Origin of the sequence: Pelomonas sp. V22, assembly GCF_030014915.1 — a bacterium.
Taxonomy (GTDB): domain Bacteria; phylum Pseudomonadota; class Gammaproteobacteria; order Burkholderiales; family Burkholderiaceae_C; genus JAUASW01.
The window spans coordinates 343,126-361,385 of the sequence record NZ_JAGIXS010000003.1; the positions used below are offsets into that span (position 1 = coordinate 343,126).

The following is an 18,260-nucleotide window of genomic DNA, read 5'->3' on the forward strand; positions in this document are numbered from 1 at the left end:
GCGGGCTCTCCACAATGCGGCGTCTTTGCCGAGGAGCCCCCCATGGACATGCGAGCGTTCGATGTGCCGCGCTACCTGTCAGTCCTGCCGCTGTTCAGCGACCTGAGCCCCGCCGAGCTGGGGCGACTGGCACAGGGCTGCAGCATGCGCCGGCTGGCCCGGGGCGACCTGGTGTTCCGCGTCGGCGAGCCTTGCGAGGAGTTCCATGTCACGGTGCTGGGCCAGATCAAGCTGTTCGCGATCTCGCCGGCCGGACAGGAGAAGGTGATCGAGCTGGCCGGCCCCGGCCACAGCTTCGCCGAGGCGCTGATGTTCACCGACAAGCCCTACATCATCAATGCGCAGGCGCTCACCGACAGCCTGGTGCTGAGTGTGGGCAAGGCCGCCGTGGTGGCCGAGATCGAGCAGGACCCGCGTTTCGCCATGCGCATGCTGGCCGGCATCTCTCGCCGCCTGCATGGCCTGGTGCACGACGTCGAGGCCTATGCCCTGCACAGCGGCATGCAGCGGGTGATCGGCTACCTGCTGCGCGACCAGCAGGCGGAGGACTGCGTCAGCGGCGACATGCTGACCGTCTCGCTGCCCGTCAGCAAGGCCACGGTGGCCTCGCGCCTGAGCCTCACGCCCGAGTACTTCTCGCGAGTGCTGCATGAGCTCGAAGCGGCGGGCCTGATCGAGGTGGACCGGCGCGACATCCGCATCCTCGACGTGCGGCGCCTGGAGCGCTACCCGTCGACGCCGGCCTGAGCTACGCCATCCTGCCTAGCACCACCTAGTTCGAAAGAACTAGGTCGCTGCCGGAGTTGATCAGGCTCAACTCGGAGGCCTCCCCGGTGAGAAGAATCGCGCCTCAATGCACGCCAGGGAGAATTTCAAATGCAGTCCTTCTTTGACCTGCCTCGCTATCTGGCGCTGCTGCCGCTGTTCACCGAGTTGCCGGACGCCGAGCGCGATCGCATCGCGAGCGAAGGTTGCAGCCTGGAGCGCCTGGAGCGCGGCGCCATGCTGTTTTCGGCTGGCGATGCCTGCGACGCCTTCCATGTGGTCGTCACCGGCCATCTGAAGGTCTATTCGGTGGCGCGCAGCGGCGCGGAGAAGGTGCTGGAGCTGGTCGGTCCGGGGCAGACGCTGGGCGAGATGCTGATCTTCAATGAGCGCTGCCATCGGCTGAATGCCCAGGTGCTGGTGCCTTCGCTGCTGGTGCGCGTGCCGCGGGCGGCAGTCACCGCGCTGGTGCTGCAGCATCCGGCCTTCGCGCTGCGCCTGCTGGCCGGCGCTTCCCAGCGCATCCAGAGCCTGCAGCAGGACGTCGAGTCCTACTGCCTCGACAGCGGCCTGCGCCGCGTGGTGAGCTACCTGCTCGACCGGCAGGGCGCCACGGCGCCCTGCACGACAGCAGCCAAGCCGCTGACCGTTTCGCTGCCGGTCAGCAAGGCGGCCATCGCGGCACGCCTGTCCCTGACGCCCGAGTACTTCTCGCGGGTGTTGCGCGAGCTGGAGGAGGCGCGGCTGATCGCGGTGGACAAGCGCAACATCCACATCTTCGACCCCCGCCAGCTGGCCCATTACTCGCAGGCCGCGGCCTGAGCCTTCAAGGCAAGGGCTGCCAGCGGCGGATGTCCACGAGGTGCGGCGGCTCGGCGCTGTCGAGTGCCAGCACGAGGCGGCCCTCGCGCTCGATCAGCCGTGCTTGCGAGATGTCGACCGCACGCAGCAGGGCAATGGGCCTTCGCACGTTCAGGTGCACGACCACGGCGTCGGGGCCTTGCTGGCCGAGCAGCCAGTCCTCGCGGCCCAGCTGGCGCAGCTGGCTCAGCGGCCTTGCCAGCGGCGTGCGGCGCAAGCCCAGGTAGCCCGGTTCGGCCAGGCCTTCGCCCATCCGGTAGTCATGCACCAGGCCGCGGTACAGCGGCTCGGCAGCCGGGTCCAGCGAGATTTCCCAGAGCTCGGCCAGGCCCTCCAGCAGCACGGCGACGCTGCGACGAGAGGGCAGCGACAGCAGGGCCCGCACCGAGCCTGGGCGGCCCTGGTCGTCAAGCACCGGCCAGCGCTTGAGCAGGCGGCCCTCGCTGTCGCTGAGGCTCAGGTGCCCGGGCCCGGCCGCAAAAAGAAAACCGGCCACGCCGAGGCTCGGCGGGCCGGGAGAAGGCTGCGCCTGCAAGGGCAGGGCAGCGCAGGCCAGCAGCTGGCAGAGCCGCCGCCGGCTAGGGCTCGTCACTGCTTGAGTATCCAGACGAGCGCGTCTTTCAGGTCGCCATCGGCGATCTTGTCGGCGCCGTTGGGCGGCATCGGAATCTGCCCGAACACGCCCTTGCCACCGGCCCGCACCTTCTGGCTCAGCGCGGCGACCGCGTCCTGGCCCTTGTACTTGGCGGCAATGTCCTTGAAGGACGGCCCGACCAGCTTCTTGTCCTTGGCATGGCAGGCCATGCAGCCGGCCTTGGTCAGGGCCTCCTCGGGCGTGGCCGCAGCAGCAGGCAGGGCCAGGCCAAGGGCGGTCGTCAGCAGCAGCATTGCTTTCATCGATGGCTCCTTCCGGTCAATACACATCATGCTGGGTGTTGTAGACATTGAACTTGCCCGTTGGCGTGATCAGACGCGGGTCCTTGATCACGGTCTTGAGTTTGAGCGTCTTGTCGTCCACCACCACGATGGCGCTTTGCTTGTCCTTGGCCGACCAGACCGAGAACCAGACTTCATCGCCCGCCTTGTTGTATTCGGGCTGTACCACGCGCTTGGCGCCGTCGTCCTTCAGGCCCGCCCATTCGGCGATCGGCAGCACCTTGTAGCCCTTGTCGAGCGCATTGATGTCGAACACGGCCACCGACTGCGAGATGGCGGCATCGGGGTTCAGCGGCGTGTCCGAGTAGAGATGCTTGGACTTCGGGTGCGTCTTGATGAACAGCGCACCGCCGCCCTGGCCCTTGATCTGCGCCACTTCCTTGAAGGCGTACTGCTTGTGCTTGACCGGGTCGGTGGCGACCAGGGAGATGGCTTCATCACCCAGATGGCCGGTGCTCCAGACCGGGCCGTACTTCGGGTGGATGAAGTTGGCGCCGCGGCCCGGGTGGGGGATCTTGCTGACCTCAACCAGTTGCACCAGCTTGTCTTCCTTGGCGTCCACCACGGCGATCTTGTTGCTCTGGTTGGCAGCCACCATGAAGTAGCGCTTGCTGCTGTCCCAGCCGCCGTCGTGCAGGAAGCGGGCGGTGCCGATCTCGGTGGTCTTGAGCGCATTCAGGTCGGTGTAGTCGACCATCAGCGTCTTGCCGGTCTCCTTCACGTTGACGATGAACTCGGGCCGGAAATGGCTGGCCACGATGGAAGCCACGCGCGGCTCGGGGTGGTACTCCTGCTTGTCCACGGTGTTGCCGCGGGTGGAGACGATCTTCAGCGGCTCCAGCGTGTCGCCCTTCATGATCACGTACTGGGGCGGCCAGTAGGAGCCGGCGATCACCAGCTTGTCTTCATAGCCCTTGTACTTGCTGGCCTCGACCGAGCGGGCCTCCAGGCCGACGCGGATCTCGGCCACGTTGTCGGGCTTCTCCATCCACAGGTCGATCATGTTGACCTTGGCGTCGCGGCCGATCACGAACAGGTAACGGCCCGAGGCCGAGGTGCGCGAGATGTGCACCGCATAGCCGGTCTTGACGATGTTGATGATCTGCTTGGTGTCGCCGTCGATCAGGGCCACTTCACCGGTGTCGCGCAGCGTGGTCGAGAAGATGTTCTCGATGTTGTAGCTGTTCATCTTCTTGGTCGGGCGCTTCTCGGGCGGCACGATGACCTTCCAGGTGCCCTTCATGTCGGCCATGCCGAACTCGGGCGGCGTGGGGGCCTCATGCTGGATGTAGCGTGCCATCAGGTCGACCTGCTGCTCGCTCATCTCGCCCGAGGTCTGCCAGTTGGGCATGCCGGCCGGCGAGCCGTAGGCGATGAAGACCTTCAGGTAGTCGGTGCCCTTGCCGACGGTGATGTCGGGTGTCAGCGGCTTGCCCGTGGCGCCCTTGCGCAGCACGCCATGGCAGCCGGCGCAGCGTTCGAAATAGATCTTGCGGGCGGCATCGAACTCGGCCTGCGTCATCGGCGGTGCCTTGGGGTTGGTGCTTTGCACCATGGGCACATCGGTCAGGGCGGATGGCGCTGCGTGGTACTTGACGTCGCCGGGGCTGACGTCCTTCTTCTCCTGGGCCAGCGCAGCCAGCGGCAGGGCGGCCAGCAGCAATGCCAGGCGGGTCAGCCGGCGGGTGGTGGGGATGCTCTTCATGACGAACTCCTTGCTCGTGGTTTGTTCTTGGTGCTGGCTGCATGGTCCCGCCTGCCCCGGGTCAAGTCCTTGAACTGGTTCAAGGACTTGCGCACTGGCAGGGCTGTGGTGTGGTGAACACGAACTGGATCAAGGCGACACGGCCCCGACTCCGGGATGCTTGACCTCAATCACACAGCCATGGAGCAAGCAAGTGAAGAACAACAAGATGCATCGCGGATTCCCACCGAGCCTGCTGAGCCTGGCGCTGGCCGCTAGCGGCGGTGCCTGGGCCGAGGCAGAACCGGTGCCGGCGCCGGCGCCTGAGCAACTGCCGCTGGTCGTGGTCTCGGCCACCCGCCACGCCATGCTGCTGGTGGATGCGCCGGCGGCGATCAGCGTGGTCAACGCCGAGCAGATCGCCGCTCGCGGTGCCGACAACGTGCTGGAAGCGGTGCGCGGCGAGACCGGCGTGTCCGTCTTCGGCCGCACCATCAGCGGCCGCAAGACGCTCAGCCTGCGGGGCATGGATGCGCGGCACACGCTGATCCTGGTGGATGGCAAGCGCATTGGCGCGAGCGATGGGGTCATCGGCCACAGCGACTTCCAGATCGACTGGCTGAACATGGGCGACGTGGACCGCATCGAGGTGCTGCGCGGGCCGCTCTCGGTGCTCTATGGCGCCGAGGCCCTGGGTGGGGTGGTGCAGCTCTTCAGCAAGGCACCGGCGCGCCAATGGGAGGGCACGGCGCTGTTGGAGGGCTCGCAGGCCGCAGGCGAGCGGGGCGGCGACGGGCATCGCGCTGCGGTGCGCCTGTCTGGCCCCTTGAGCGAACAGCTGCGCGGCACGCTGAGCGCCTCCGACAGCCGGCGAGATGCGGTGGTGTCGCCGCTGGATGCCCGCGTCTCCGACATCGAGGGCCGGCACAAGAAGGAGGCCAGCCTGCGTTTGCAATGGGAGCCGCTGCGTGACCAGGTGATCGACCTCGAGCACCGCGTGGGCCGCGAGGACCGCGAGGCCTTCGCCGTCGAGAAGAGCGGCAAGAAGCGCGTCTATGAGTCAGATACCGACATCCGACGCGAACACACGAGCCTTGGCTGGAGTGCCGACTGGGGTGGGGCGGGCGAATGGCGCAGCCTGCTGCGCTACTACCAGAGCCGCTTCGAGATGCAGAACAGCCGCAGCAACGGCGTCACGGCTCTGCGGCCCAACACCCTGGTCGACCGCGTGGCGGAGGCGCAGGTGTCCACACGCTGGGACGCCGCGCAACTGCTGAGCGCCGGCCTGGAGCTGCGCGACGAGCAGCTCGACAACGTCGGCCTGCCCGGTGGCCAGAGCAGTGCCAGCCACCGCTCGCTGCATCTGCAGGACGAGATCGAGCTGGCGCGGTCGCTGACCGTCACCGCCGGCCTGCGTCACGACCGCCATGAGCGCTTCGGTGGCCACCTGAGCCCGCGGCTCTATGCCGTCTGGCATCCGGCCGAGGGCTGGACGCTCAAGGGCGGCTACTCGACCGGCTTCAAGCCGCCGACGCTCAAGCAGATCACGCCGGGCTACCAGGAGGATGAGGGCCCCTACACCTATGTGTCGCAGCCGGCCCTGCGGCCCGAAACCAACCACGCGCAGGAGCTGGGCCTCGGCTTCGAGCGCGGTGGTCAGTCGGTGCAGCTGATGGTGTTCGACAACCGGCTCCGCGACCTGATCGTGCCGCAGCTTGTCGGCGTCGTGGCGGGCCGGCAGACCTACCGCTTCGAGAACATCGACCGTGCGCGCCTGCGTGGCGCCGAGCTCAGCGGCCGCAGCGAGCTGGGCGGGGGTTTCTCGGCGCAACTCGGCTATCAGTACCTGGATGCCAGGGATGGCAACGGCCTGCGCCTTGAGAAGCGGCCGCGCCACAGTGTGGGCGCGGCGCTGGATTGGGCCAGCGGGCCCTGGCGCGCCGGCCTGCGCGTCGACCGGGCCATCGACCAGACCATCGCCAGCGCGGTCGTCGGCCAGGCGCCGCTGCCGCTGCCGGACCTGACCCAGATCAGCGCCCAGGTGTCTCGCAAGCTGAGCCGGCAACTGGAGTTGAGTCTGGGCGTCAGCAATGTGGGCAACACCAGCCTGGCCGAGAAAAGCCCACTGTTCACCTGGGCCGAAGCGCCGCGCACCTGGCGCCTGAGCCTGCGCGGCCAGTGGTGAGCATCGCCGCCGGACCGGCGGCGCTTTGAGGGGGGAAGGCTGAGAGTCTGAGGGGCTGAGAGCCAAAGAAAAAGGGCCTGACTTGCGTCAGGCCCTTTGCCTTGGTTTTTCAACCTTTGTTGGTGCCGATGAAGAGAGTCGAACTCCCGACCTTCGCATTACGAATGCGCGAATAGGCACATTTGCGTGTGTTGATGTGCGTCGATAGAATCGTTGCAAATCAACAACTTGTGCGCGCTTAACTGGCTATCCATCCAGTCTCTGTGTTGAGCCGGATTCGTCAAAATTGGGCGAATCTGGCTACATGGTGGCTACATGGAGACTATGCGGCGGGCACTGCGAAGGTTCAGCAATGGCCCGCCCACGCAAAACAGATGCCCCCGACCTTGCCGAAACTCACGACCTGTCGGCGGGCCTAATTGAGCGGCTGACGTGTCCAGCCGGCAAGCAGCAGGCCTTTCTGCGCGACGCGGTTTCTGCCGGCTTGCGGGTGCGGGTGACTGAATCCGGGGCCAAGTCCTTTGTGTTCGAGGCCAAGCTGAACCGCCAGACCATCCGGCGCACCATTGGCGACGTGCGGGCCTGGACCATCGAGGACGCCCGCAAGGAGGCGAACCGCCTGCGGGTGACGCTGGACAAGGGAGACGACCCGCGCGAACTGGAGCGCCAAGCGCAGGCGCTGAAGGCGGCCCAGCAAGTCCAGGCCCTGGCCGATGCTGTGACTGTCTCGCAGGCCTGGAGTCGCTACGTCGTTGAAGGCCGGCCCAAGCGCAAAGAGACATGGAAGCCGCGCTATCTGGCCGACATGGCGAAGATGACCGCAGCCGGTGGCGAGAAGCGTAAGCGAGGGCAGGGCGTGACGCTGCCGGGCCATCTGTTCCCGCTGATGGGCCTTCGCTTGTCAGACGTAGACGAGGACACCCTGACAGACTGGTTTCAAAGAGAGAGCCGGCGCAGCAAGCACCAAGCTGCCCGCGCGCTGATGATGTTCCGGGGCTTCCTGCGCTGGTGTGCGGCCCGGCCTGAGTACCGGGGCCTGATTGACCGGGACGCCGGCAAGGCTGCGGCCATCGTTGAAGCGATGCCCAGCACTGTGCGCCGAACTGATGCGCTTGAGGCCGCGCAGGTGGCTGGCTGGTGGACTGGCGTGGAGCAGTTGCCCAACGTGACCGCATCTGCCTATCTGCGGGCTCTACTGCTGACGGGAGCAAGGCGTGAGGAAATGGCGGGCCTGCGCTGGGCTGATGTGGACTTTCAGTGGCGCAAGCTGACGATTGCCGACAAGGTGGATGCAAGCCGCACCATTCCGCTGACACCCTATTTGGCTTGGATGCTGTCGACCTTGCCCCGCGCCAAGGACGCGGACGGGAACCCGAGCGCCTTTGTGTTCGCCAGCGCCAGCAAGTCCGGGCGCATTGCTGACCCGCGCGCAAGCCATGCCAAGGCCTTGCAGAGCGCGGCCATTGACGGGCTGACGATTCACGGCCTGCGCCGCTCCTTTTCTCTGCTTGGTGAGGCTGCTGGAGCGCCAGCCGGAGCGATTGCCCAAGTGATGGGGCACAAGCCGAGCGCGACCGCAGAAGGCTACCGGCCCCGCAGCGTGGACGCCCTGCGGCCATTCCTGGCGCAGATTGAGACGCACGTTCTTGGCTTGGCTGGCGTGGACTTCGACCCTGCCAAGGTCCACCCGTCAGGCCTGCGCGTGGTGGCCGCTGCCTAACGCTAGACTGTTTTGCCCCAGCTAGGCCCGCGAACCCAAGAGCGGGACACCTTCACCCGCCTGCTGGGGCTCCCGTTGAAGGGCGCTAGAGGGGCGCAATGGACTACTTGCCTAAAGACGCGACCATTGAAGAGGCGTGCAATTGGCTGCACGCAAAGACAGGTCAAACGTGGGTGCTGGCCCGCTTGCTGGAATGTCACTTGGTGCCGCATTTCTGGCTTGAGTACACACCAGGATTCCCAGCAATCTTTGGCAACCGATTCGAGGGCTATCAAACCCGAATGATGTTTCAGGGGGACTTGCGCCGCTTAGAGTCGGATAGGGTTGAAGCCTTCGTGAGTATGTTCGCCGCCCACGATGGGAACCCGATAAGAGTTGAGCCCGCCTTCCGTGTGCCGCTGTCAGAGCTGCGGTTCAAGCGCGAGCAAGTGGAGCGAGTGGCTGAAATTGTCGCGTCGTCAGGTTCTCCCCAGCGGGTGGCCGAGTCGCCTGCAGGAGTTGAGCAGGCTGGTGACGACGACCAGGCCGCAGCAGCTGTCGCTAGCGAATTTCAGCCGTTTCAGCGTTTTCCAGCGCAAGAGGCAAAGGTTCTAGCTGTCATTCGAGACATGGGGCACCAACCCGAGAGCTTGCCGCCGAGGGTGGCTGGAAGACCTTGGATAAAGGCTGGCGCCTGGGCTGCGATTGGTGTCTGCAGCCTGTTCAGTTCAGAGAAGGTCTTTGATAAGGCTTGGGAGCGCCTGCGACAAAGTGGCGCTATCCGCGAACGTGCTGGGCTTTGAGTACTCCCCCCAACTGGGGTAGTGGGGGAGGGTTGCGGGGTACGGTGTAGGGGGAGTAATCGTGCGAGGCCATGTTCAACGAATCAAGGTGATTCAGACATGGCTGCAAAGATTGTTCAACCCGCACCGTTGGAATATGAAACCCGCGCTGCATTGCCGACCTCAGAGGCGGCATTTCACCTAAATCGAGCGCAGCAGACGCTGCGACTCTGGGCGATGCACGATGGCGCCGGCCCGATTCGGCCGCTGAGAATAAATGGTCGCCTTGCCTGGCCGGTTGCCGAGCTGAAAAAGCTGCTGGGGGTGGCGAAATGAAAAACGCCCGACCCCCAAAAGGAAAGCCGAGCGCCCTGGACAGCGCCGATTCTAAGCCGCGTCACTTCACAGGCACTGACAACCCGCGACACCTTCGCGTCATCCAGGCTCTGACTGTTCGACCGACGCCGCGCGAGCAGCTTGACCAAGTTGCAGGCGCTGCCAACGGCCCGGAGCTGGTGGCAGAACTGCGCCGACGAGGCTTGGAAATCCCGTGCACTCGCACCAAGAAGAAAGACCGGGACCTGTTCGACTGCTGGCCGGGCGTCTATTCCCTGACCAACGCAGACCGGCGAAAGCTGAACGACTGGAAGCGCAAGCGCCAAGGGGGGCTGCAATGAGCCGCCCCGCCTGGATTGACGACTTGCAGGCGCTGGCTGTCCGCTTCGGCTATGGGCTCGGGCCAGATTTGGCCGCCATGTCGCTAGTCGACCTGTGGGGCGTGTACACGTTCCTGCGGGCCTGGATGGAAAGGGGGCAGGTATGAGTAAGACCAAGGCACCGCGCGACCCACGCGGGCACAGCCTGCGCATCTATGCAGACGTGTTCGACTCGCCGGCCTACTGTGCGCTTTCACCTCACGACCGCATGGCCTACATGGCGCTGCTGCGCGAACTGAAGGGCTACAACAACGGCGACTTGTCGTTGCCCTTGAGCCGAGCCAAGAAGTGCGGCATCTCGCACCACCTGACGCTGGCCCGAAGCTTGAGAGCGGTGTGCGCCGTCGGGCTGGTGGCCATCACCAGAAAGGGCGGCTGCACGAAGGGCGGGCAGCGCCTGCCTACTCTGTACCGGATAACGGACCGGGAGTGCTACGACATTCCGGCCAAGCATCTGGAGGCACGGCAAGCGACCAATGAATGGCGCAAGGTGCAGAGCGTCGAAGCTGCCTGCGCTTTGATCGAAAAGGCAGAGCAACAGGCGAAGGCGAGCGGCGACGAAAAAAAAGGCCTAGGACACCGCGTGACGCGCACCAGGACACCGCGTGACGTAGTCAGCCCAAAAACCAGGACACCCGGTGGCACATGGGATTCAGGACCAGGACACCGCGTGACAGTGGCAGAAACCTGCGAGAACCCAATAGCCACGCGGGATAGCGACCGATTCAGCAGCAAACGAGAAAGGTCAAGCCATAGGACACCGCGTGTATCACCTCTATACCTATGCCACCCCCTAGAGGCATTTGAAGCCTGCGGACCGTATCAGAGGCTGACCAAGGGCGGGCCCAACTTCAGCGCCTTGGTTGCTTGACCATTCGCAGGGACCGGCTGCAGCGGGGCATTGGGGCACCTGCTGGAGCGATGGGGAGGGGGCGTCCCAAAGTGGAAAAAGTTGACCTTTTGCTAACCACTGGTCTTCCCACGCGGACAACAAATCCCCCTTTGAAATCGAATTCAAACGGGCTGCTCGCGTCGCATCTGGCAATCAGCAAATCGAGACGCTCCTGTCGCGGCTATGCCCCCACGGGGGGGCTGAATCTGCACCTGCCTCTGCCCCATGACCAAGTGGCAAGGTGCAGTCCAACGCTAAGCCCAAATTTTCACGGGCAATGTTCCTGGCCGGCGTCGTGCGCGCGCGTGGCTCATCTGGTGAGCTAGCCGGCCTGCATCATCGCTGCATGAAGCAAATCGAACTCTGGACCTGGACTCTTCGCTGTGAGACTACCGGGCGCGTTGCTCGCAGCCGATGGAAGATGACCGCAGCAGATGCCAAGGCACGCGACCCGATGGCGCAATCAGTGCCGGGGACGCGCGAAGTTAGGGACGTGCCTGAATCGCCCGATGAGTGGTCGCCGTGGTCAACGAGCGCCTTCGGCTCAAAACTGAGAAGCCAGCCAGAAAACCAGTAGCAGTTGGCTACATGGTGGCTACATGAGGCTCGGAAAAGCACAAGGGGTCAGCCCCTTGCGGTGCTAACCCCTTGATTTTGTTGGTGCCGATGAAGAGAGTCGAACTCCCGACCTTCGCATTACGAATGCGCTGCTCTACCAACTGAGCTACATCGGCTTCGCGATCAAGCGGTGCTTGCTTGCGAGCCCGCGACTATAGCAGACTTTTTCAGCTGTTTTCCAGGTGGTAGCGAGTCACGCGCTCGACCTCGTTCTTGGAACCCAGCACCACGGCCACGCGCTCGTGAAGCAGGGTGGGTTGCAGGTCGAGGATGCGCTCGCGGGCATTGGTGGCAGCGCCGCCGGCCTGTTCGACGAGGAAGGCCATGGGGTTGGCCTCGTACATCAGGCGCAGCTTGCCGGCCTTGTTCGGCTCGCGCTGGTCCCAGGGGTAGAGGAAGACGCCGCCGCGCGTGAGGATGCGGTGCACGTCGGCCACCATGGCTGCGATCCAGCGCATGTTGAAGTCCTTGCCGCGCGGTCCGGTGCTGCCGGCCAGGCATTCGTCGATGTAGCGCTTCACCGGGGCATCCCAGTGGCGCATGTTCGACATATTGATCGCGAACTCTTTGGTGTCCTCGGGGATCTTCACCTCGTCCTGTGTCAGCACGAAGGAACCCTGCTCACGGTCCAGCGTGAACATGGCCACGCCGTCGCCCAGCGTCAGCACCAGGGTGGTCTGCGGGCCGTAGATGCAGTAGCCGGCGGCCACCTGCTGCTTGCCCGGCTGCAGGAAGTCTTCCTCGCCGACGCCGCGATGGTTCGTCACCTTGCGCAGCACCGAGAAGATGGTGCCGATGCTGACGTTCACGTCGATGTTGGACGAGCCGTCGAGCGGGTCGAACAGCAAGAGGTACTCGCCCTGCGGATAGCGGTTGGGCACCACGTAGATGCCTTCCATTTCCTCGGAGGCCATGGCCGCCAGGTGGCCGCCCCATTCATTGGCTTCGATCAGCACCTCGTTGGCGATGATGTCCAGCTTCTTCTGGATCTCGCCCTGCACGTTCTCGCTGTGGGCCGTGCCCAGCACGTCGCCAAGGGCACCCTTGTTGACGCTGATGGAGATGCGTTTGCAGGCGCGGGCCACGATCTCGATCAGGAGCCGCAGCTCCTGCGGGATGTGGCCATGCTGGCGCTGCTGCTCGATCAGGTACTGCGTGAGGCTGACACGGCGGGTCATGCGAGTTCCTTGGCTTCAGAAGCGAGGGCGCGCTCGATGATCTCGCGCACGTCGCTGGACAGCTCGGCCTTGGCGGCCACGCGGGCGATGGCTTCGCGGGCGGCGCTGCGGTAGGGCTCGGCCAGCTTGGTCCAGCGGTCCATCACGCGGGCCAGGCGGCCGGCGATCTGCGGGTTGATGGCATCGAGTGCCAGCACCTGTTCGGCCCAGAACACATAGCCAGCAGCATCCAGGCGATGGAAGGCGGCCGGGTTGAACAGGCACAGCGAGAAGATCAGGCTGCGCGCACGGTTCGGGTTCTTCAAGGTGAAGTCCGGGTGCTGCATCAACTGGCGGACGCGGGCAAAGGTCTTGCCATCGCGCTCGGCGGCGCGGCCTTGCAGGGCGAACCACTTGTCCACCACCAGGGCCTCGTCCTTGAACTGCTGATGGAAGCGGGCCAGCGCGGGCTCAGCCAGTTCGGCATGGGCATTCACGAGGGCGGAGAGAGCGCCCAGGCGGTCCGTCATGTTGGCTGCGTCCTTGAAGCGCTGGTAGGCGCGGCCCGGCCAGACGGTGTCGCCGCTGCGCTGGGCGTCCAGCACCAGCATGGCGAGGGCCAGGTTGGCCAGCGAGCGCTTGCCGCTTTGCACCGGATCGGGCTGGTAGCCGGCGCTGATCTGGTTGGCCTCGAAGGCCGCGACCCAGTCTTCGCGCAGCGCATGGGCCAGCTGGTTCTGGGCGGCATCGACGGCGGCGTGGATGGCCTGCGGGTCGATCACTTCCAGCTGCTCGGCGATGTAGGCCTCGCCCGGCAGCGTCAGCGCCAGCTCCTTGAAGGCCGAGTCGAGCGTCGGATGGCGCAGCAGGCTGCGCATCGCTTCGATGTAAGCGCCATCCAGCACCAGCGGCTTGCCCGAGCGCACGGCCGCCAGGATACGGTTCAGCGCGAGGCGCTGGCTGGCTTCCCAGCGATTGAAGGCGTCCGGATCGGACTTCAGGAGTACCAGCAGCTCGGCGTCCGTCAGGCCATCGTCCAGCAGCACCGGCGCGGAGAAGCCACGCAGCAGCGAGGGCACGGGCGCCGTGGCCACGTTGATGAAGACGAAGCTTTGTGCCGATTGGTCCAGCACCAGCACGCGTTCGGTGCCAACGGCCTCGGCCTCGCCCTGCAGTTGCAGCGGCAAGACCTGACCCTCATCCGAGAGCAGGCCCATGGCGACCGGGATCACCTGGGCCAGCTTCGAGTCCTGGCCGGGGCTCGGCGGATTGGTCTGCGAGAGCGTGAGCGTGTAGGTTTGTGCGGCAGCGTCGTACACGCCGCGTGCCTTCAGGTGCGGCGTGCCGGCCTGCGAGTACCAGCGCTTGAAGGCTTCCAGGCGGGTGCTCAGGGCCGAGCCCGGGTTGGCATCGGCGATGGCTTGCGCGAAGTCGTCGCAGGTCACGGCCTGGCCGTCATGGCGCTCGAAGTAGAGCTTCATGCCTGCCTCGAAGCCGGCACGGCCGACCAGGGTCTGGTACATGCGCACCACTTCCGAGCCCTTGTCGTAGACGGTGGCGGTGTAGAAGTTGTTGATCTCGACGTAGCTGTCCGGGCGCACCGGGTGGGCCATGGCGCCGCTGTCCTCGGGGAACTGCATGGCGCGCAGTTGGCGCACGTCCTGGATGCGGCAGACGGCGCGGGCGCTCGGCGCGGCCGCCATGTCCATCGAGAACTCCTGGTCGCGGAAGACGGTGAGGCCTTCCTTCAGCGAGAGCTGGAACCAGTCGCGGCAGGTCACGCGGTTGCCGGTCCAGTTGTGGAAGTACTCGTGCGCCACGATGGACTCGATGCGCGAGAAATCAGCATCGGTTGCCGTGGCCGGGGAGGCGAGCAGGGCACTCGTGTTGAAGATGTTGAGGCCCTTGTTCTCCATCGCGCCCATGTTGAAGTCGGACACGCCGACGATCATGAAGCGCTCCAGGTCCAGCGGCAGCTTGAAGCGCGCCTCGTCCCAGACGATGGAGGCGATCAGCGAGTTCATCGCATGCTCGGTCTTCTCCAGGTCGCCGCGGCGCACGAAGACTTGCAGCAGGTGATCCTTGCCGGCGCGCGTGGTGATGCGCTGCTCGCGCGCCACCAGGTCGCCCGCCACCAGGGCGAACAGGTAGCTCGGCTTCGGGAAGGGGTCGTGCCAGACGGCGAAGTGGCGGGTCGCATCGAGCTCGCCGCTGTCCTTCAGGTTGCCGTTGGAGAGCAGCACCGGGTACTTGGTCTTGTCGGCACGCAGCGTCACCGTGTAGACCGCCATCACATCGGGGCGGTCCAGGAAGTAGGTGATGCGGCGGAAGCCCTCGGCCTCGCACTGCGTGAAGAAGCTGCCACCCGAGGTGTAGAGGCCCGACAGCGCGGTGTTCTTCTCGGGCGCGCAGGTGTTGCGCACTTCGAGCGTGAAGTCGGCATCGGGCGCGGCCTCGATCACCAGCTCATGGCCTTCCTGGCGGAAGGACACGCTCTCGCCATTGATCAGCACGCGCAGCAGCTGCAGCTCTTCGCCATGCAGGCGCAGCGCGCCATGCGGCACGGCCGTGTTGCGCTCTATCTTCATCTTGCTGATGACGAGCGTCTTGGCCGGGTCCAGGTCGAAGCTGATGTCGACCTCACGGATCCAGAACGCGGGGGCCAGGTAGTCCTGGCGGCGGATCAGGGTGCTGCCTTCGCGCATGCGGGGGGCTCCTCAGGGATTCAAGAAAAACAGCCCGGGCGGATCGTCGCGCCGGGCTGGGGTTCAGACACCTTGCTTCAGGCTCTCGGTGATGAAGGGGTCGAGATCGCCGTCCAGCACCTTCTGCGTGGCCGAGGTCTCGTAGTTGGTGCGCAGGTCCTTGATGCGGCTCTGGTCGAGCACATAGCTGCGGATCTGGTGGCCCCAACCCACGTCGGTCTTGGTGTCCTCGAGCTTCTGCTGCTCTTCCATGCGCTTGCGCATCTCATGGTCGTACAAGCGCGAGCGCAGGCGCTTCCAGGCCACATCGCGGTTGCTGTGCTGGCTGCGGCCGTCCTGGCATTGCACGACGATGCCGGTCGGGATGTGCGTGAGGCGCACCGCCGAGTCGGTCTTGTTGATGTGCTGGCCACCAGCGCCAGAGGCGCGGAAGGTGTCGGTGCGCACGTCGGCCGGGTTGATCTCGATCTCGATCGAGTCATCGACTTCCGGGTAGACGAACAGCGAGGCAAAGCTGGTGTGGCGGCCGCCCGAGCTGTCGAACGGCGATTTGCGCACCAGGCGGTGCACGCCGGTTTCGGTGCGCAGCAGGCCGAAGGCGTACTCGCCTTCCACCTTGATCGTGGCGCTCTTGATGCCGGCCACGTCGCCGTCGGTCTGGTCTTCGAGCGTCGCCTTGAAGCCCTTGCGCTCGCAGTACTTGAGGTACTGGCGCAGCAACATGCCGGCCCAGTCATTGGCCTCGGTGCCACCGGCGCCGGCCTGGATGTCGATGAAGCAGTTCAGCGGGTCGGCCGGGTTGTTGAACATCCGGCGGAATTCCAGCTCCTCGACCTTGGCGCGCAGTTGCGCGGCATCGCTCTCGATGGCGGCCAGGCCGTCGAAGTCCTCGTCGGCCTTGCTCATGTCGAAGAGCTCGGTGTTGTCGGCGAGGTTGCTGTTCAGGTGGTCGATGGTCTGGACCACGGTCTCCAAGGTGCGCTTTTCCTTGCCCAGCTCCTGGGCGCGCTTGGGATCGTTCCAGACGTTCGGGTTTTCGAGGGCGGCGTTGACCTCGTTCAGCCGCAGGACTTTGCGGTCGTAGTCAAAGATACCCCCTTAGCGCGTCGGTACGCGCTGTCAGATCGGCGAGGGTGGTTCCGATCGCGTTGATGCGTTCGATGTCCATGATGGCTGTGCTTTTTTGTGGTGGGCGCCCCAGAACAGAGCGCAATCAGCCGCGCATTTTAGCGGCCTGGCTCCCCGGGGAAGCGCCAGGGCGCTTGCCGCCGCCCTGGCTTTAAAGTCGCGGCCATGCTTTTGCTCGTCTTCGCCCTCAAGCTGATTGCCGAAATCGGGCTGCTGGCATGCCTCGGTCGCGGGCTGCTGGGCCTCTTGATCGGAGCCCGGCGTGAAGGCAATTTCTTCTATGGCCTGCTCGACGTGGTGGCCAGGCCTTTCGACCTCGTCGCCGGCCGGCGCTGGGCGCTGCTGCTGGCCGCCGGACTCTGGCTGGCCGTCACCGCCTGGAAGATCCAGCTCTGCCTTGGAGGCGCGGCATGCCGTTGAATCCGCAAGAACGCCAGCGTCGCTACGGCCAGGCCAACCACCGGCTCACGCTGTGGCTGCTGGCCGCCTGGATGGTCGTGACCTTCGTCGTGCCCTTCTTTGCCCGCGATCTGAACTTCAGCTTCTTCGGCTGGCCGTTCAGCTTTTGGGTGGCCTCGCAGGGCGCCCTGATCGCCTACCTGGTGATCGCCTGGAGCTATGCGCGCTGGATGAACCGGCGCGACCAGGCCGAAGCCGAGACCTCAGCCGAGGAATGAGGCCAGCTGAGCGGCCAGCGCCTCGGGCTGGTCGTGGTGCAGCATGTGGCCGGCATCCGTGAGTGTTGCCCGTTTCAGGTCCTTGACCACGGCCAGCCTCGCTTCGAAGTCTTCGCGCGGGTAGCGGTCGCCCCACCATTTGGTGATGTCGGTGCTGTCACCCTCGACCCAGAGGGTGGGTGCCTCGATCTGCGCCCAGGTGGCGACGATCTCGGCGCGGCGGTAGAGGATGGGATTCGTGCGCTTGTGGGCCGGATCGCCGAGCAGCAGCCATTGGCCACCGACCTCGCGCGACCAGTGCGAGGCCAGCCAGCGGGCCTTCTCGGGCTTGAGGCGTGGATTGGTCTTGATCAATCGCTCGGCCACGGCATCGAGGCTGGCATAAGGCTTGAGCCGCTGTTCTTCCTTCAGCTCATCGAGCCAGGCGACCAGGCGGCCCGGCGCCATCTCGGGCCGGGTCTCGGGCAGGCCGAAACCTTCGAGGTTGATCAGCCGGCGGATGCGCTGCGGCCGCACGCCGGCATAGCTCATCACCACGTTGCCGCCCATGCTGTGGCCCAGCAGATCGACCGGAGCGTCGGGGCTGATGGTGTCGAGCAGGGCGTCGAGGTCCCCCAGGTAGTCGGGGAACCAGTAGGCGTCGCTGCCGCCGTTGTCGGAGAGGCCGAAGCCGCGCCAGTCCATGGCCACGACGGCGCGCTGCTGCCCCTTCGCCTCCAGGGCATCGAGCGCATCGACGACGAACTGGAACGAGGCCCCAACATCCATCCAGCCATGCAGCATCACGAGCAGCGGCTTCTCCGGCGTGACCAGCGAGGCATCGCCCCAGCGCAGGATGTGGTGGCGCAGGCCACGCAAGCTGATGAATTCGCTGCGCGCCGTGCGGCGCTCGACATAGGCGGGAGTGGGGCTCATGGCCTCAATGTAGGCCAGCGCTCAAAGCCATGCTGTAGCTCTGGCGACAATGGGGCCATGAGCAAACACCTGATCCGCACCGCCACTCCCGCCGACGTGCCCGCCATCGTCGGCCTGATCAAGGAACTGGCCGATTTCGAGCAGCTCGGCCATCTCGCCCAGGCCACGCCCGAGACCCTGATGCCGCACCTGTTCGGCGACAAGCCGGTCGTCGAATGCTGGGTGGCAGAAGGTGAGCAGGGCGGGCTGATCGCCTTCGCGCTCTTCTTCACCAACTTCTCCACCTTCCTCGCCAAGCCCGGCCTCTACCTGGAAGACCTGTACGTGCAGCCCGCCCATCGCGGCACTGGTCTCGGCAAGGAGATGCTGAGCCGCCTGGCCGCGCTGGCGGTGCAGCGTGGCTATGGCCGCTTCGAGTGGAGCGTGCTGGACTGGAACGTGAACGCCATCGAGTTCTACAAGAAGATGGGCGCCGTGATGATGGACGACTGGCGCATCTGCCGGCTCACCGGCGATGCGCTGGCGCAGTACGGGCGCTGA

General features: G+C 65.4%; 19 protein-coding genes and 1 tRNA gene. 12 read left to right on the forward strand and 8 right to left on the reverse strand.

Annotated elements, in window-relative coordinates:
* The first annotated feature begins 42 nt into the window (after positions 1-42).
* Together J7U46_RS13855 and J7U46_RS13860 are read left to right on the forward strand one after the other, a co-directional pair.
* On the forward strand, positions 43-747 hold the full coding sequence (locus J7U46_RS13855; RefSeq protein ID WP_282826759.1) for a Crp/Fnr family transcriptional regulator: 705 nt from the start codon (positions 43-45) through the stop codon (positions 745-747).
* A gap of 129 nt (positions 748-876) precedes the next feature.
* Positions 877-1,587 carry a Crp/Fnr family transcriptional regulator gene (locus tag J7U46_RS13860; protein ID WP_282826761.1) on the forward strand — a complete coding sequence of 237 codons (711 nt, stop codon included), beginning with the start codon at positions 877-879 and terminating at the stop codon, positions 1,585-1,587.
* A gap of 4 nt (positions 1,588-1,591) precedes the next feature.
* Here the strand turns inward: J7U46_RS13860 and J7U46_RS13865 are convergent, their stop codons facing one another.
* The 3 genes from J7U46_RS13865 to J7U46_RS13875 are packed head-to-tail and all read right to left on the reverse strand — an operon-like array spanning position 1,592 to position 4,267.
* Positions 1,592-2,218, reverse strand: a complete 627-nt coding sequence (locus J7U46_RS13865) for a hypothetical protein (protein WP_282826763.1) — start codon at positions 2,216-2,218, stop codon at positions 1,592-1,594.
* Complete coding sequence (locus tag J7U46_RS13870) at positions 2,215-2,523, reverse strand: c-type cytochrome (RefSeq protein WP_282826765.1); 309 nt, start codon at positions 2,521-2,523, stop codon at positions 2,215-2,217. The genes J7U46_RS13865 and J7U46_RS13870 overlap by 4 nt, the downstream gene beginning before the upstream one ends.
* Positions 2,524-2,539: 16 nt before the next feature.
* Positions 2,540-4,267, reverse strand: coding sequence for a nitrite reductase (locus tag J7U46_RS13875; RefSeq protein WP_282826767.1), 1,728 nt, complete (start codon positions 4,265-4,267; stop codon positions 2,540-2,542).
* Between the two features lie 193 nt (positions 4,268-4,460).
* On the opposite strand from J7U46_RS13875, the gene J7U46_RS13880 reads away from it, so the two are divergent.
* The 7 genes from J7U46_RS13880 to J7U46_RS13910 all read left to right on the forward strand — a co-directional run bounded on the left by J7U46_RS13880 (position 4,461) and on the right by J7U46_RS13910 (position 10,499).
* On the forward strand, positions 4,461-6,431 hold the full coding sequence (locus J7U46_RS13880) for a TonB-dependent receptor (RefSeq protein ID WP_282826770.1): 1,971 nt from the start codon (positions 4,461-4,463) through the stop codon (positions 6,429-6,431).
* Positions 6,432-6,783: 352 nt separating this feature from the next.
* A complete protein-coding gene (locus J7U46_RS13885; protein WP_282826772.1) occupies positions 6,784-8,151 on the forward strand; it encodes an integrase family protein in 1,368 nt (455 codons plus the stop codon).
* Positions 8,152-8,249: 98 nt separating this feature from the next.
* Positions 8,250-8,933, forward strand: a complete 684-nt coding sequence (locus tag J7U46_RS13890; protein WP_282826774.1) for a hypothetical protein — start codon at positions 8,250-8,252, stop codon at positions 8,931-8,933.
* 99 nt (positions 8,934-9,032) lie between these two features.
* On the forward strand, positions 9,033-9,248 hold the full coding sequence (locus J7U46_RS13895; RefSeq protein WP_282826776.1) for a DNA-binding protein: 216 nt from the start codon (positions 9,033-9,035) through the stop codon (positions 9,246-9,248).
* Positions 9,245-9,589 carry a hypothetical protein gene (locus J7U46_RS13900; protein ID WP_282826778.1) on the forward strand — a complete coding sequence of 115 codons (345 nt, stop codon included), beginning with the start codon at positions 9,245-9,247 and terminating at the stop codon, positions 9,587-9,589. Before J7U46_RS13895 ends, J7U46_RS13900 begins: the two co-directional genes overlap by 4 nt.
* Positions 9,586-9,735, forward strand: a complete 150-nt coding sequence (locus J7U46_RS13905) for a hypothetical protein (RefSeq protein WP_282826780.1) — start codon at positions 9,586-9,588, stop codon at positions 9,733-9,735. The genes J7U46_RS13900 and J7U46_RS13905 overlap by 4 nt, the downstream gene beginning before the upstream one ends.
* Positions 9,732-10,499 (forward strand): hypothetical protein, encoded by a 768-nt coding sequence (locus J7U46_RS13910; protein ID WP_282826782.1) that lies wholly within the window; start codon positions 9,732-9,734, stop codon positions 10,497-10,499. Before J7U46_RS13905 ends, J7U46_RS13910 begins: the two co-directional genes overlap by 4 nt.
* 679 nt (positions 10,500-11,178) lie before the next feature.
* On the opposite strand, the gene J7U46_RS13915 is transcribed toward J7U46_RS13910, so the two are convergent.
* From J7U46_RS13915 to prfB, 4 genes are all read right to left on the reverse strand, one after another.
* Positions 11,179-11,254 (reverse strand) — tRNA-Thr (locus J7U46_RS13915).
* Positions 11,255-11,305: 51 nt separating this feature from the next.
* Entirely contained in the window at positions 11,306-12,316 is a 1,011-nt protein-coding gene (locus J7U46_RS13920) for a class 1 fructose-bisphosphatase (protein ID WP_282826784.1), read from the reverse strand.
* On the reverse strand, positions 12,313-15,000 hold the full coding sequence (pepN, locus tag J7U46_RS13925) for an aminopeptidase N (RefSeq protein ID WP_282826786.1): 2,688 nt from the start codon (positions 14,998-15,000) through the stop codon (positions 12,313-12,315). Before pepN ends, J7U46_RS13920 begins: the two co-directional genes overlap by 4 nt.
* Positions 15,001-15,063: 63 nt before the next feature.
* A protein-coding gene (gene prfB, locus J7U46_RS13930; RefSeq protein WP_282826788.1) for a peptide chain release factor 2 occupies positions 15,064-16,168 on the reverse strand; the annotation gives its coding sequence in 2 pieces (ribosomal slippage) (positions 15,064-16,086 and positions 16,088-16,168; 1,104 coding nt in all).
* Positions 16,169-16,293: 125 nt separating this feature from the next.
* Between prfB and J7U46_RS13935 the strand changes: the two genes are divergently transcribed.
* Positions 16,294-16,548 (forward strand): hypothetical protein, encoded by a 255-nt coding sequence (locus J7U46_RS13935; protein ID WP_282826790.1) that lies wholly within the window; start codon positions 16,294-16,296, stop codon positions 16,546-16,548.
* Positions 16,539-16,805 carry a DUF4212 domain-containing protein gene (locus tag J7U46_RS13940; RefSeq protein WP_282826792.1) on the forward strand — a complete coding sequence of 89 codons (267 nt, stop codon included), beginning with the start codon at positions 16,539-16,541 and terminating at the stop codon, positions 16,803-16,805. The genes J7U46_RS13935 and J7U46_RS13940 overlap by 10 nt, the downstream gene beginning before the upstream one ends.
* Here J7U46_RS13940 and J7U46_RS13945 read toward each other — a convergent pair.
* Positions 16,791-17,720: an alpha/beta hydrolase gene (locus tag J7U46_RS13945; protein WP_282826794.1), complete on the reverse strand. Its 930-nt coding sequence runs from the start codon at positions 17,718-17,720 to the stop codon at positions 16,791-16,793. The genes J7U46_RS13940 and J7U46_RS13945 overlap by 15 nt on opposite strands.
* A 57-nt stretch (positions 17,721-17,777) precedes the next feature.
* Between J7U46_RS13945 and J7U46_RS13950 the strand changes: the two genes are divergently transcribed.
* A complete protein-coding gene (locus J7U46_RS13950) occupies positions 17,778-18,260 on the forward strand; it encodes a GNAT family N-acetyltransferase (RefSeq protein WP_282826796.1) in 483 nt (160 codons plus the stop codon).

What these genes read in the sequence shown, in the direction of transcription:
- J7U46_RS13855 (WP_282826759.1), top strand. Translation starts at nt 43, where the DNA reads ATGGACATGCGAGCGTTCGATGTGCCGCGCTACCTGTCAGTCCTGCCG.
- J7U46_RS13860 (WP_282826761.1), top strand. Translation starts at nt 877, where the DNA reads ATGCAGTCCTTCTTTGACCTGCCTCGCTATCTGGCGCTGCTGCCGCTG.
- J7U46_RS13870 (WP_282826765.1), bottom strand. Translation starts at nt 2,523, where the DNA reads ATGAAAGCAATGCTGCTGCTGACGACCGCCCTTGGCCTGGCCCTGCCT.
- J7U46_RS13875 (WP_282826767.1), bottom strand. Translation starts at nt 4,267, where the DNA reads ATGAAGAGCATCCCCACCACCCGCCGGCTGACCCGCCTGGCATTGCTG.
- J7U46_RS13885 (WP_282826772.1), top strand. Translation starts at nt 6,784, where the DNA reads ATGGCCCGCCCACGCAAAACAGATGCCCCCGACCTTGCCGAAACTCAC.
- J7U46_RS13890 (WP_282826774.1), top strand. Translation starts at nt 8,250, where the DNA reads ATGGACTACTTGCCTAAAGACGCGACCATTGAAGAGGCGTGCAATTGG.
- J7U46_RS13895 (WP_282826776.1), top strand. Translation starts at nt 9,033, where the DNA reads ATGGCTGCAAAGATTGTTCAACCCGCACCGTTGGAATATGAAACCCGC.
- J7U46_RS13900 (WP_282826778.1), top strand. Translation starts at nt 9,245, where the DNA reads ATGAAAAACGCCCGACCCCCAAAAGGAAAGCCGAGCGCCCTGGACAGC.
- J7U46_RS13905 (WP_282826780.1), top strand. Translation starts at nt 9,586, where the DNA reads ATGAGCCGCCCCGCCTGGATTGACGACTTGCAGGCGCTGGCTGTCCGC.
- J7U46_RS13910 (WP_282826782.1), top strand. Translation starts at nt 9,732, where the DNA reads ATGAGTAAGACCAAGGCACCGCGCGACCCACGCGGGCACAGCCTGCGC.
- J7U46_RS13920 (WP_282826784.1), bottom strand. Translation starts at nt 12,316, where the DNA reads ATGACCCGCCGTGTCAGCCTCACGCAGTACCTGATCGAGCAGCAGCGC.
- pepN (WP_282826786.1), bottom strand. Translation starts at nt 15,000, where the DNA reads ATGCGCGAAGGCAGCACCCTGATCCGCCGCCAGGACTACCTGGCCCCC.
- J7U46_RS13935 (WP_282826790.1), top strand. Translation starts at nt 16,294, where the DNA reads ATGCTTTTGCTCGTCTTCGCCCTCAAGCTGATTGCCGAAATCGGGCTG.
- J7U46_RS13940 (WP_282826792.1), top strand. Translation starts at nt 16,539, where the DNA reads ATGCCGTTGAATCCGCAAGAACGCCAGCGTCGCTACGGCCAGGCCAAC.
- J7U46_RS13945 (WP_282826794.1), bottom strand. Translation starts at nt 17,720, where the DNA reads ATGAGCCCCACTCCCGCCTATGTCGAGCGCCGCACGGCGCGCAGCGAA.
- J7U46_RS13950 (WP_282826796.1), top strand. Translation starts at nt 17,778, where the DNA reads ATGAGCAAACACCTGATCCGCACCGCCACTCCCGCCGACGTGCCCGCC.